11 protein-coding genes are annotated in these 12,207 nt (G+C 63.8%); all 11 read left to right on the forward strand.

What is annotated here, in order from left to right; translation table 11 throughout:
* Positions 1–64: 64 nt before the first annotated feature.
* On the forward strand, positions 65–1,375 hold the full coding sequence (locus DNK10_RS13365) for an ABC transporter substrate-binding protein (RefSeq protein ID WP_131191885.1): 1,311 nt from the start codon (positions 65–67) through the stop codon (positions 1,373–1,375).
* A gap of 214 nt (positions 1,376–1,589) precedes the next feature.
* A complete protein-coding gene (locus DNK10_RS13370) occupies positions 1,590–2,516 on the forward strand; it encodes a carbohydrate ABC transporter permease (protein WP_131191886.1) in 927 nt (308 codons plus the stop codon).
* 10 nt (positions 2,517–2,526) lie between these two features.
* On the forward strand, positions 2,527–3,360 hold the full coding sequence (locus DNK10_RS13375) for a carbohydrate ABC transporter permease (RefSeq protein WP_131191887.1): 834 nt from the start codon (positions 2,527–2,529) through the stop codon (positions 3,358–3,360).
* 12 nt (positions 3,361–3,372) lie between these two features.
* On the forward strand, positions 3,373–3,543 hold the full coding sequence (locus DNK10_RS25890) for a hypothetical protein (RefSeq protein ID WP_165495984.1): 171 nt from the start codon (positions 3,373–3,375) through the stop codon (positions 3,541–3,543).
* A gap of 29 nt (positions 3,544–3,572) precedes the next feature.
* Positions 3,573–4,679, forward strand: a complete 1,107-nt coding sequence (locus DNK10_RS13380; RefSeq protein ID WP_131191888.1) for an ABC transporter ATP-binding protein — start codon at positions 3,573–3,575, stop codon at positions 4,677–4,679.
* A gap of 15 nt (positions 4,680–4,694) precedes the next feature.
* Positions 4,695–6,170 carry a mannitol dehydrogenase family protein gene (locus tag DNK10_RS13385; RefSeq protein WP_131191889.1) on the forward strand — a complete coding sequence of 492 codons (1,476 nt, stop codon included), beginning with the start codon at positions 4,695–4,697 and terminating at the stop codon, positions 6,168–6,170.
* Positions 6,171–6,173: 3 nt separating this feature from the next.
* On the forward strand, positions 6,174–7,658 hold the full coding sequence (gene xylB, locus DNK10_RS13390; RefSeq protein ID WP_131179250.1) for a xylulokinase: 1,485 nt from the start codon (positions 6,174–6,176) through the stop codon (positions 7,656–7,658).
* Positions 7,659–7,727: 69 nt separating this feature from the next.
* Entirely contained in the window at positions 7,728–8,669 is a 942-nt protein-coding gene (locus DNK10_RS13395; protein WP_131191890.1) for a carbohydrate kinase family protein, read from the forward strand.
* A gap of 98 nt (positions 8,670–8,767) precedes the next feature.
* Positions 8,768–10,432: a glucose-6-phosphate isomerase gene (gene pgi, locus DNK10_RS13400; protein WP_131191891.1), complete on the forward strand. Its 1,665-nt coding sequence runs from the start codon at positions 8,768–8,770 to the stop codon at positions 10,430–10,432.
* A gap of 375 nt (positions 10,433–10,807) precedes the next feature.
* Positions 10,808–11,440 (forward strand): SCO family protein, encoded by a 633-nt coding sequence (locus DNK10_RS13405; protein ID WP_131191892.1) that lies wholly within the window; start codon positions 10,808–10,810, stop codon positions 11,438–11,440.
* Positions 11,441–11,520: 80 nt separating this feature from the next.
* On the forward strand, positions 11,521–12,048 hold the full coding sequence (locus DNK10_RS13410) for an REP-associated tyrosine transposase (protein WP_131191893.1): 528 nt from the start codon (positions 11,521–11,523) through the stop codon (positions 12,046–12,048).
* The last annotated feature ends 159 nt before the right edge of the window (positions 12,049–12,207 follow it).

Below are 12,207 nucleotides of genomic sequence, written 5' to 3' on the forward strand. Positions count from 1 at the left end.
TCGGCCCCACAAAAACAATAATGTCTTCCGAGGTCTTCGCGACCAGGGAGAGGAGTTCAAGACCATGAACCACACGATCAAAGTACTCGTAGCCGCTTCATGCCTATCGCTCACCGTTGGCGCGCAGGCTGCCGAGACCGTGACCATCGCCACGGTCAACAACAGCGACATGATCCGCATGCAACGCCTGGCGAAAACCTTCGAAGAACAGAACCCCGAGATCAAGCTCAAGTGGGTGGTGCTCGAAGAGAACGTGCTGCGTCAGCGCCTGACCACCGACATCGCCACCCAGGGCGGCCAGTTCGACGTGCTGACCATCGGCATGTACGAAGCGGCGCTGTGGGGCGAGAAGGGCTGGCTGGAGCCGATGACCGATCTGCCCGCCGACTACGCCCTCGATGACGTCTTCCCCTCGGTGCGCGAAGGCCTCTCGGCCAAGGGCCAGCTCTACGCCCTGCCGTTCTACGCCGAAGCCTCCATCACCTATTACCGCACCGACCTGTTCGAGCAGGCCGGGCTGACGATGCCCGAGCAGCCGACCTGGGAGCAGGTGGCCGAATTCGCCGGCAAGCTGCACCAGCCGGACAAGGGTCAGTACGGCATCTGCCTGCGCGGCAAGGCCGGCTGGGGCGAGAACATGGCGCTGATCAGCACCGTGGCCAATGCCTTTGGCGCGCGCTGGTTCGATGAGCAGTGGCAGCCGGAATTCACCGGCAGCGAGTGGAAGAACGCGCTGAACTTCTACGTCGACACCATGAAGAAATACGGCCCGCCGGGCGCGTCGAGCAACGGCTTCAACGAGAACCTGGCGCTGTTCAACAGCGGCAAGTGCGCCATGTGGGTCGATGCCAGCGTAGCCGGCTCGTTCGTCACCGACAAATCGCAGAGCAAGGTCGCCGACTCGGTGGGCTTCACCTTCGCGCCGACCCAGGTCACCGACAAGGGCGCCTCCTGGTTGTATTCCTGGGCGCTGGCGATCCCCACCAGCTCCAAGTCCAAGGACGCGGCCAAGACCTTCAGTGCCTGGGCCACCTCCAAGGCCTATGGTGCGCTGGTCGCCGAGAAGGATGGCGTGGCCAACGTGCCGCCGGGCACCCGCGCCTCGACCTACAGCGATGCCTACATGCAGGCCGCGCCGTTCGCCAAGGTCACCCTCGACTCGCTGAAGAAGGCCGATCCGGCCGACCCCAGCGCCAAGCCCGTGCCCTACGTGGGCATCCAACTGGTGACCATTCCCGAGTTCCAGGCCATCGGCACCCAGGTCGGCAAGCTGTTCGCCGCCGCCCTGACCGGGCAGATGCAGCCTGATCAGGCGCTGCAGGCGGCACAGCAGAGCACCGAGCGGGAAATGAAGCGCGCCGGTTATCCCAAGTAGCCAATCCGTAGGGTGGGTTAGGCGCCTTATCGCATGACATGCGTGTCATGCAATAGGCATGGCGCCGTAACCCACCATGGGCGCAACGCAGACGATCGCCTGGTGGGTTACGCGACGCCCCGCAATCGTGGCGACAGTTAGAAACGCTATACGGCGCCGCTAACCCACCCTACGTAAAGCGTCATCCGCTGTAGAACCGTCTTTCGGAGACACGATGAACACCATCGAAAATCCTGCAGAGCAGGCCCGCGAGCTGGCGCCGCGAAAATCGCGACGCCTGGCGCCCGGCTGGTTCCTGGTCAGCCCCTCGGTGATCCTGCTGCTGATCTGGATGATCGTGCCGCTGGGCATGACCATCTATTTCTCGCTGATCCGCTACAACCTGCTGTATCCCGGCGACAACGATTTCGTCGGCCTGGAGAACTTCGAGTACTTCGTCACCGACGCCGCGTTCCTGTCCGGTGCCACCAATACCCTGTTGCTGGTCGGCAGCGTGTTGCTGATCAGCGTGGTGTTCGGCGTGCTGATCTCGGCCCTGCTGGAGGCCAGCGAGTTCTTTGGTCGGGGCATCGTGCGGGTGCTGTTGATCTCGCCGTTCTTCATCATGCCCACGGTCAGCGCGCTGCTGTGGAAGAACCTGATCTTCCACCCGGTCTCGGGGATTCTCGCCGCGGTCTGGCAGTTCTTCGGCGCCCAGCCGGTGGACTGGCTGGCGCACCACCCGTTGTTCTCGATCATCATGATCGTGTCCTGGCAGTGGCTGCCATTCGCCATCCTCATCCTGATGACCGCCATGCAGTCCCTGGATCAGGAGCAGAAGGAGGCGGCGCGCCTCGATGGCGCCGGGCCGATAGCGATCTTCTGGCACCTGACCCTGCCGCACCTGGCGCGGCCCATCGCCGTGGTGGTGATGATCGAAACCATCTTCCTGCTTTCGGTATTCGCCGAGATCTACACCACCACCGGCGGCGGCCCGGGTTACGAGTCGACCAACCTGGCTTACCTGATCTACACCCAGGCGCTGCTGCAGTTCGACGTGGGCATGGCCTCGGCGGGCGGGCTGATCGCGGTGGTCATCGCCAACATTGCCGCTATCGTGCTGATCCGCATGATCGGCAAGAACCTGACCGATAAACAGTGAGGGCGCCGAGATGTTGACCCTGAAGCAATCCCGCCGCCTGCAGAGCGTGCTCATCGGCACGCTGGCCTGGGCCATCGCCGCGCTGATCTTCTTTCCGATCTTCTGGATGGTCATGACCAGCCTGAAGACCGAACTCGACGCCTTCGCCACGCCGCCGCAGTTCATCTTCACGCCGACCCTGGAGAACTACCTGCACATCAACGAGCGCAGCGACTACTTCAGCTTCGCCTGGAACTCGGTGCTGATCTCTTTCTCGGCGACCCTGCTGAGCATGCTGATCGCCGTGCCGGCGGCGTACTCCATGGCTTTCTTCGAAACCCGCCATACCAAGCGCACGCTGCTGTGGATGCTGTCGACCAAGATGCTGCCGCCGGTGGGCGTGCTGGTGCCGATCTACCTGCTGGCCAAGCAGTTCGGCCTGCTCGATTCGCGTATCGCGCTGATCGTCATCTATACCCTGATCAACCTGCCGATCGTGGTGTGGATGGTGTACACCTACTTCAAGGACATCCCCGTGGAAATCCTCGAAGCGGCGCGCCTGGATGGTGCCACCACCTGGCAGGAAATCGTCCGCGTGCTGCTGCCCATCGCCCGTGGCGGCCTGGCCTCGACCATGCTGCTGTCGCTGATCCTGTGCTGGAACGAGGCGTTCTGGTCGCTCAACCTGACCAGTTCCGCCGCCGCGCCACTGACCGCGCTGGTGGCCTCCTATTCCAGTCCCGAGGGCCTGTTCTGGGCCAAGCTTTCCGCCGTTTCGACGCTCGCCTGCGCACCCATCCTGATCTTCGGCTGGATCAGCCAGAAGCAGCTGGTGCGTGGCCTGTCGTTCGGCGCCGTGAAGTGAGGACGCAGACATATGCATTTGATTCTGGCCGCCGGCCGTAGGAGCGAGCTTGCTCGCGATCAGCTCCAACAAAGCAGCCTTGCTGTCACGACCGAGAAAGGTTTTGCTGCTGGTTCCCAGCAGATCGCCGGCAAGCCGGGCTCCTACGCCCGTTGGACAGAAGCAGAATTGCAGCGTCTGTAAATAATCGAAGAATAAGACTGGAGCCCGCTATGGCTGATTTGAAAATCCGCAACCTGAAGAAAGGCTTCGACGGCACGGCGATCATCAAGGGCATCGACCTGGATATCGAGAACCGCGAGTTCGTGGTGTTCGTCGGCCCGTCCGGCTGCGGCAAGTCCACCTTGCTGCGCCTGATCGCCGGGCTGGAGGAAGTGTCCAGCGGCACCATCACCCTCGATGGCACCGACATCACCGACACCGCGCCAGCCAGGCGCGACCTGGCGATGGTGTTCCAGACCTACGCCCTGTACCCGCACATGACCGTGCGCAAGAACCTCTCCTTCGCCCTCGATCTCGCTCGGGTGGGCAAGCAGGAAGTGCAGGAGAAGGTCGCCAACGCCGCGCGCATCCTCGAACTGGAAGCGCTGCTCGAGCGCAAGCCCAAACAGCTCTCCGGCGGCCAGCGCCAGCGCGTGGCCATCGGCCGGGCCATCGTGCGTAATCCGAAGATCTTCCTGTTCGACGAGCCGCTGTCCAACCTCGACGCAGCCCTGCGCGTGCAGACCCGCCTGGAACTGGCGCGGCTGCACAAGGAGCTGAAGGCGACCATGATCTACGTGACTCACGACCAGGTCGAAGCCATGACCCTGGCCGACAAGGTAGTGGTGCTCAACGGCGGCCGCGTGGAGCAGGTCGGCTCGCCACTGGAGCTGTACAACCATCCCGTCAACCTGTTCGTCGCCGGCTTTCTCGGCACGCCGAAGATGGGTTTCCTGCGTGGCCAGGTCGAGCGTGTCGATGACGGTCTGTGCCAGATCCGTCTGGAGGGCGGTGCCACCCTGGATCTGCCGCTGGCGGGTACCGGCCTGACGACTGGCAGCCAGGTCACCCTGGGTATCCGTCCCGAGCACCTCAATGTGGTGCTGGCCGGGCAGGGTCGTCTGCAGGCCACCGCGGACGTCAGCGAGCGTCTGGGCAGCGATACCTTCTGCCATGTCCGCGTGGGCGACGAAGTCCTCACCGTGCGGGTACGCGGCGATTTTTCCCCGGCCTATGGTGAAGCCCTTGCGCTGGATTTCGACCCGCTCCACTGCCACCTCTTCAACGCCGATGGCATGGCCATCGACAAACGCATTCAGGCCGGCCAGGCCGCCTGACGTGCAGGAGCGATCATGAAACTGACACGCAACAATCTCGGCTCACTCGCCGCCGAGGTAGAGGTACCGGCTTACGATCCGTCGGATGTCCGTCAGGGCATCGCCCATATCGGCGTCGGTGGTTTCCATCGTGCTCACCAGGCGATCTATACCGAAGCTCTGCTCAATCAGGGCGAGGCCGGGGATTGGGGCATCTGCGGCGTTGGCCTGCGCCGTGAAGATCGTGCCATGCAGCAGGCACTGGCCGAGCAGGATCACCTCTACACGATGCTCGTACTGGGCGACGAGCCCGGCCTGGAAGTGCGCGTGGTCGGCGCCATCAACGGCATGCTGCTGGCCGAGGATTCGCCCGCGGCGCTGATCGACAAGCTGGCCGACCCGGCGATCCGCATCGTCTCGCTGACCATCACCGAAGGCGGTTACTGCATCGATGACAGCAGCGGCGAATTCATGGCCCATCTGCCCGACATCCAGTATGACCTGGCGCACCCGGATGCGCCGCGCAGCGTCTTCGGTTTTCTCTGTGCGGCCCTGGCCAGGCGCCGCGCGGCGGGCACGCCGGCCTTCACCCTGATGTCTTGCGATAATCTGCCGCACAACGGCGCGGTGACCCGCAAGGCGCTGCTGGCCTTCGCCCACCTGGCCGACCATGAGCTGGCCACCTGGATCGACAGCCACGTCAGCTTCCCCAATGCCATGGTCGACCGCATCACTCCCATGACCAGCGACGCCCACCGCCAGCAACTGGCCGAGCGCCACGGCGTCGAGGACGCCTGGCCGGTGGTCTGCGAGCCTTTCCTGCAATGGGTGCTGGAAGACAAGTTCGTCGCTGGCCGGCCGGCCTGGGAAAAGGTCGGCGTGCAGTTCACCGACGACGTCACGCCTTACGAGGAGATGAAGATCAAGCTGCTCAACGGCAGCCACCTGGCGTTGACCTACCTGGGTTTTCTCAAGGGCTACCGCTTCGTTCACGAAGCCATGAACGATCCGCTGCTGTGCCGCTACGTGCGCACCTTCATGGATCTCGACGTGACGCCGCAGCTGGCGCCGGTGCCGGGCATCGACCTGGACGCGTACAAGGACACCCTGATCGAGCGCTTCTCCAACCAGGCTATCGCCGATCAGCTCGAGCGGGTCTGCTCGGACGGTTCGTCGAAGTTTCCCAAGTTCATCGTGCCGACCATCAACCGGCTGATCGAGGACGGTCGTCCGCTGGAACGCGCCGCCCTGGTGGTCGCGGCATGGGCCCTGTATCTCAAGGGCGCCGACGAGAACGGCAGCCGGTATCGCATCCCCGATCCGCGTGCCGAGTTCTGCCAGGCGCTGGTGCAGGACGATGACCGGGTGCGTGAGCGCGTGCTGGGCGTCGAGGTCATCTTCGGCAACGCCATCCCGCAGTCCGCGGCTTTCGTCACCGCCTTCGAGCTGTGCTACGACAGCCTGCGCAAGCTCGGGGTGACGCGTACCCTGCAGACCCTGTTGGGCGACTGAGTCATGTACCTCGGCATCGATTGCGGCACTCAGGGCACCAAGGCGTTGGTGCTGGACACCCAAAGCGGCCGCGTGCTCGGTGAGGGCAGCGCCGCGCATCAATTGATCAGTGGGGCCAATGGCCGTCGCGAGCAGGAGGCGAGCGACTGGCTGCAGGCCTTCGAGCTGGCCACGCGAGCGGCGCTGGAGCAGGCCGGCGTACCTGGCAGTGCGATTCTCGGTATCGGCGTGTCCGGCCAGCAGCACGGCCTGGTGCTGCTCGATGCCCAGGGCGAGGTCTTGCGCCCGGCCAAGCTCTGGTGCGATACCGAGTCGGCGGCCGAGAACCAGCAACTGCTGGACTTCCTCGGTGGTGACAGCGGTTCGCTGGAACGTCTGGGGGTGGCCATCGCGCCGGGCTACACGGTGTCCAAGCTGCTATGGACGCGCGATCATCACCCCGAGGTGTTCGCCCGTATCGCCCATATCCTGCTGCCCCACGATTATCTGAATTACTGGCTGACCGGCCGTTGCTGCGCCGAGTACGGCGACGCCTCCGGCAGTGGCTATTTCAACGTACGCACCCGCACCTGGGACACCGAACTGCTGGAGCTGATCGACCCGGACGGCGCGCTGGTGCGGGCATTACCCGAGCTGATCGAAGCGGATCGCTGTGTCGGCTCGATTCGCCCGGAAGTCGCCGAGCGTCTGGGCCTCAACCCCGGGGCGCTGGTGGCCAGCGGCGGTGGCGACAACATGATGGGCGCCATTGGCACCGGCAACATCGCCCCCGGCGCCATCACCATGAGCCTGGGCACCTCGGGCACGGTGTATGCCTATGCCGATCAGCCGCGGGTGAGCCCGCATCCGCAGGTGGCGACCTTCTGTTCGTCATCCGGTGGCTGGCTGCCGTTGATCTGCACCATGAACCTGACTAACGCCAGTGGTGCGATCCGTGAATTGCTGGGCCTGGATATCGACGCCTTCGGCGCGCTGGTCGGCGAAGCGCCCATCGGTGCGCAAGGTGTGCTGATGTTGCCGTTCCTCAACGGCGAACGGGTGCCGGCACTGCCGCTTGCCAGCGGCAGCCTGCACGGTCTGACCAGTGACAACCTGACCCGCGCCAACCTCTGCCGTGCGGTGGTCGAGGGCACCACCTTCGGCCTGCGCTACGGCCTCGACCTGCTACGTGACAGCGGTATTCGCAGCGATGCCATCCGCCTGATCGGTGGCGGCGCGAAGAGTGCGACGTGGCGGCAGATCGTCGCCGACATCATGGGCGCACCCGTGGCCTGCCCGCAGCATACCGAAGCGGCCGCCCTTGGCGCGGCTATCCAGGCGGCCTGGTGTGTGGCCCGCGAGCGCGGCCAGGCCGTCAGCCTGCAGAGCCTGTGCGATACCTGCGTGACACTGGACGAACAGCGTGGCGCGCAGCCCGACGCGCAGCGTAGCCAGGCTTATGAGGTTGTGTACCAGCGTTATCGGGAGCAGGTACGGCAACTGCAATGAATCGATTCCCGGCGGCCGCGCCGTCGGCTGTTTCCTGCGCGAGTGCGCCTTTTGTGATGTGGAGAACCCATGTACCTGGTATGCGGTGAAGCCCTGTTCGATTTCTTCTGCAACCCTGGTGAGCGCAGCAGCGAGCTGAATTTCAAGGCACTGGCCGGCGGTTCTCCGTTCAACGTAGCGGTCGGCCTGCGCCGGCTGGGCGTAGAGTCGGCGTTGTTCAGCGGCATCTCCAGCGACTACCTGGGTCAGCGTCTGCGCCAGGTGTTGCAGGAGGAGGGGGTGAGCACGCAGTACCTGGTGCCCAGCGATGCACCGACCACCATGGCCATGGTCGCTCTGGATGCCCAGGGTTCGCCGCAGTACATGTTTCGGGGCGAGGGCTGCGCCGATCGGCAACTGCACCCCGAGCACCTGCCGACCCTGGATGAGCGGATCAGTGGCTTGCACGTCGGCTCCTATTCGCTGGTCGTGCCGCCGGTTGGCGATACTTTGCTGGCGTTGGTCGAGCGCGAGAGCGAACGACGGCTGATCAGCCTGGATCCCAACGTACGTCTCAATCCCGCACCGGATATCGAGCGCTGGCGCCAGCGGATTGAATCTTTTGCCGCCCACGCGCATCTGATCAAAGTCAGCGAGGAAGACCTGGATCTGCTCTATCCTGGTGTCGAGCCGCTGACGAGTATCGAGCGCTGGCTGGCTCAGCGTTGCCAGGTGGTGTTTCTGACCCGTGGCAGCGAAGGGGCGGGCGTGTTCAGCCGGCAGCATGGGCACTGGTCAGTGCCGGCGCGTCAGGTGATCACGCGTGACACGGTGGGAGCGGGGGATACCTTTCAGGCGGCGATCATCGCCTTCCTGGTGCAGCATGGGCTGGACAACCCGGCTGCCCTCGCTACGTTGTCTTGCGAGCGGCTCGATGCGATGCTCGATTTCGCGGTGCAGGCCGCGGCGTTGACCTGTTCGCGGGTCGGCCCGCAGTTGCCGTATCGCCATGAGCTGGAAACTGACCGTTGAGGCGAACCAGACGAGGCAGACACGATCATTGACGTGTGCCCGCGAGAGGGCGTCTCGACAGTCTGTCTGTGAATTCGTGAGCGAACCAAGGAGTCTTCATGCCGCACCTTTCATCATCGCTGGATGTCACGCAACTGCCGAGCTGGCAAGCCCTGGTCGCACATCGCGAGCACCTCGCCGGTTTCAGCATGCGCCAGGCCTTCGCCGCTGACGCGCAGCGCTTCGAGACCTTCAGCCTGAGCGGCTGCGGGCTGTTCCTCGATTACTCGAAGAATCTGATCAACACCGAAACCCGCGAACTGCTGGTCAATCTGGCCCGCGAAGTCGGCCTGGAACGAGGCATCCATGCGCTGTTCGACGGTGACCTGCTCAACGGTTCCGAGAAGCGCCCGGCCCTGCATACTGCGTTGCGCCGGCCGTTGGGCGACAAGGTGCAGGTCGATGGTGTCGACATCATGCCCGAGGTGCAGCGCGTGCTGCAGCAGATGACCGAGCTGGTCGGGCGTATTCACGATGGCCTGTGGCGCGGTTACACCGAAAAGCCCATCACCGACGTGGTGAACATCGGCATTGGCGGTTCCTTCCTCGGCCCGCAACTGGTTTCCGAGGCGCTGCTGCCCTTTGCCCAGCGCGGCGTACGCTGCCACTACCTGGCCAATATCGACGGCAGCGAGTTCCATGAGCTGTCGGCCAAGTTGCGCGCCGAGACCACGCTGTTCATCGTCTCGTCGAAGTCCTTCGGCACCCTGGAAACCCTCAAGAACGCCCAGGCCGCTCGCGGCTGGTACCTGGCTCAGGGTGGCTCCGAGGCCGAGCTGTACCGGCACTTCATCGCCGTGTCGAGCAACCGCGAAGCGGCGGTGGGCTTTGGTATTCGTGAAGAGAACATCTTCCCGATGTGGGACTGGGTCGGCGGGCGCTACTCGCTGTGGTCGGCCATCGGCCTGCCCATCGCGTTGTCCATCGGCATGTCCAACTTCAAGGAGCTGCTGTCCGGTGCCTACCGCATGGACGAGCATTTCCAGACCGCGCCGTTCGAAGAGAACATGCCGGTGCTGCTGGCGCTGCTCGGCGTCTGGTACGGCAATTTCTGGAATGCGCAGAGCCACGCCATCCTGCCGTATGACCATTACCTGCGTAACATCACCAAGCACCTGCAGCAATTGGACATGGAGTCCAACGGCAAGAGCGTGCGCCAGGATGGCCAGCCCGTCACCACGGCCACCGGCCCGGTGATCTGGGGGGGGGTCGGCTGTAACGGCCAGCACGCTTACCACCAGTTGCTGCATCAGGGCACTCAGCTGATTCCGGCCGACTTCATCGTCCCGGTGAGCAGCTACAACCCGGTTGCCGATCACCACCAGTGGCTGTACGCCAACTGCCTGTCGCAGAGCCAGGCGCTGATGCTCGGCAAGTCCCGTGAGGAAGCCGAAGAGGAGCTGCGCGCCAAGGGTGTGAGCGAGGAGGAAGTGCAGCGTCTGGCGCCGCACAAGGTGATCCCCGGCAACCGTCCGAGCAACACCCTGGTCATGGAACGCGTGAGCCCACGGCGGCTCGGCGCGCTGATCGCCATGTACGAGCACAAGGTGTTCGTGCAGAGCGTGATCTGGGGCAACAACGCCTTCGACCAGTGGGGCGTCGAGCTCGGCAAGGATCTCGGCAAGGGCGTCTATTCGCGCATGGTCGGCAGCGAAGAAGCGCGCGCGGAAGATGGCTCGACCCAGGGCCTGATCGACTTCTTCCGCGGCCGTCACCGCGGGTAAGGTAGACGTCGCTCTTCACGTTCCACGCGCTACCGGCCTATTCGGCTCCAGGGGTTGGCGAGGTTCACTCGTCTGCCCCTGATGGCGTGGCGCTGCATATCGAGCGCCACGGCCCCAACCGGCGCCTGGAAGGTCGTGGCTTGAACATGCGGTGCAGCAAGCCTGATCGCTGTTAGCAACAGGCGTGTGCTGACCCGACCGTGACAGCTGGCCGCATGCGCCAGTCGGTACCTTGGCAGCCAGTATCTGGTACCTTTTCCCGCTACTCATCGCCTGCCTGCCGATCCCATCTGCCAACCCGGCGCGACTCTCCGCGTCGGCCTGGGTTCATCAGGCCACTGGGCGATCACTTTCACTCAGATCATCGTGGCCGCCATGACCCGAAAGCAAATCACCGTATTCGTCCTCGTCGCCATCGTTGCCCTGGTGCTCGGGCTGACCGTCAACAAGGTACTCAGCGGCAAGTCGCAGAATAACCCTGCCGCGCTGCTCGACGCCGGCATCGTGATGCTGCCGCAACAGCGCCAGGTACCGGCACTGGATTTCATCGATCAGGATGGCCAGACCTTCTCGACCGGCCAGCTCAAGGATCAATGGAGCCTGCTGTTCTTCGGCTACACCTTCTGCCCGGACATCTGCCCGGCGACCCTGGCCCAACTGCGCCAGCTGCGTACGCAGATCCCCGAAGAGGCCTGGAACAATCTGCGCATCGTACTGGTGAGCGTCGACCCGGATCGCGACACGCCGGAGCAGATGAAGAAGTACCTGGGCTATTTCGATGCCGGTTTCATGGGCCTTACCGGCGAGCCGGACACCATCCAGAAACTGGCCAATGCGGTGAGCATTCCCTATATCCCGGCTGACACCAGCAAGGAAAATTACACCGTCGGCCACAGCGGCAACCTCGCCGTCATCGGCCCGGATGGCACTCAGCGCGGCTTCATTCGTGCGCCCATCAATATCGACAAACTGGCTGCGCAGTTGCCGGGGTTGATCCGCAAAGACTGAAAAAAGTGCGTAGGATGGGACGGGCCGCGCAGGCGCAACCCATCACATATCTCAAAACCGACCCAAGGAAGGGAACGTTAATGACTGGCTATCGCCGCCACTACCGCGCAGGCGGTGTGTATTTCTTCACCTTGACGCTCGCCGACCGCCGTAGGGATTGGCTGGTTTCCCATATCGATGTCCTACGCCAGAGCGTCCGGGAAGAGCAACGGCGTGCGCCCTTCGCCTTGCAAGCCTGGGTGGTGCTGCCTGAGCACCTTCACCTGCTGGTGCGCCTACCGGATGGCGACAGTGATTTCTCCAACCGGCTACGGCGTATCAAGGGCAGTTTCTCCCGCCAGATTCCCTTGCCCGCGCACCGGCGGCAAAGCCTGCTGGGCAAGGGTGAACGCGGTATCTGGCAACGCCGGTTCTGGGAGCATGCCATTCGTGACCAGGAGGATTGGCAGCGACATATCGAATACATCCATCACAACCCGGTCAAGCATGGACTGGTAGATCGGGTACGCGACTGGCCGTATTCATCCTTCCATGCCTATGTGCAGCGCGGGGACTATCCGCTGGATTGGGGCTGGGCAGCGGAAAAGGACATCCCCGCCGGGGAGTAAGTCAGGGCGCTAATTGATGGGTTGCACCCATCCAAGGATTGGGATGCGCGGCCCGTAGGATGGGTGAAACCCATCATGCATTCCCCACCATTCACCGTGTGGTACGAGTTGACCATCCGCAGGGTCGGTGTGGGCAGCCGAGCGGGTTTGGGCGGCGAT

This window comes from Phytopseudomonas daroniae (genome assembly GCF_004327275.1).
Lineage (GTDB): Bacteria > Pseudomonadota > Gammaproteobacteria > Pseudomonadales > Pseudomonadaceae > Aquipseudomonas > Aquipseudomonas daroniae.

Coding starts and splice junctions, on each gene's coding strand:
- DNK10_RS13365 (WP_131191885.1), top strand. CDS start 65: ATGAACCACACGATCAAAGTACTCGTAGCCGCTTCATGCCTATCGCTC.
- DNK10_RS13370 (WP_131191886.1), top strand. CDS start 1,590: ATGAACACCATCGAAAATCCTGCAGAGCAGGCCCGCGAGCTGGCGCCG.
- DNK10_RS13375 (WP_131191887.1), top strand. CDS start 2,527: ATGTTGACCCTGAAGCAATCCCGCCGCCTGCAGAGCGTGCTCATCGGC.
- DNK10_RS25890 (WP_165495984.1), top strand. CDS start 3,373: ATGCATTTGATTCTGGCCGCCGGCCGTAGGAGCGAGCTTGCTCGCGAT.
- DNK10_RS13380 (WP_131191888.1), top strand. CDS start 3,573: ATGGCTGATTTGAAAATCCGCAACCTGAAGAAAGGCTTCGACGGCACG.
- DNK10_RS13385 (WP_131191889.1), top strand. CDS start 4,695: ATGAAACTGACACGCAACAATCTCGGCTCACTCGCCGCCGAGGTAGAG.
- xylB (WP_131179250.1), top strand. CDS start 6,174: ATGTACCTCGGCATCGATTGCGGCACTCAGGGCACCAAGGCGTTGGTG.
- DNK10_RS13395 (WP_131191890.1), top strand. CDS start 7,728: ATGTACCTGGTATGCGGTGAAGCCCTGTTCGATTTCTTCTGCAACCCT.
- pgi (WP_131191891.1), top strand. CDS start 8,768: ATGCCGCACCTTTCATCATCGCTGGATGTCACGCAACTGCCGAGCTGG.
- DNK10_RS13405 (WP_131191892.1), top strand. CDS start 10,808: ATGACCCGAAAGCAAATCACCGTATTCGTCCTCGTCGCCATCGTTGCC.
- DNK10_RS13410 (WP_131191893.1), top strand. CDS start 11,521: ATGACTGGCTATCGCCGCCACTACCGCGCAGGCGGTGTGTATTTCTTC.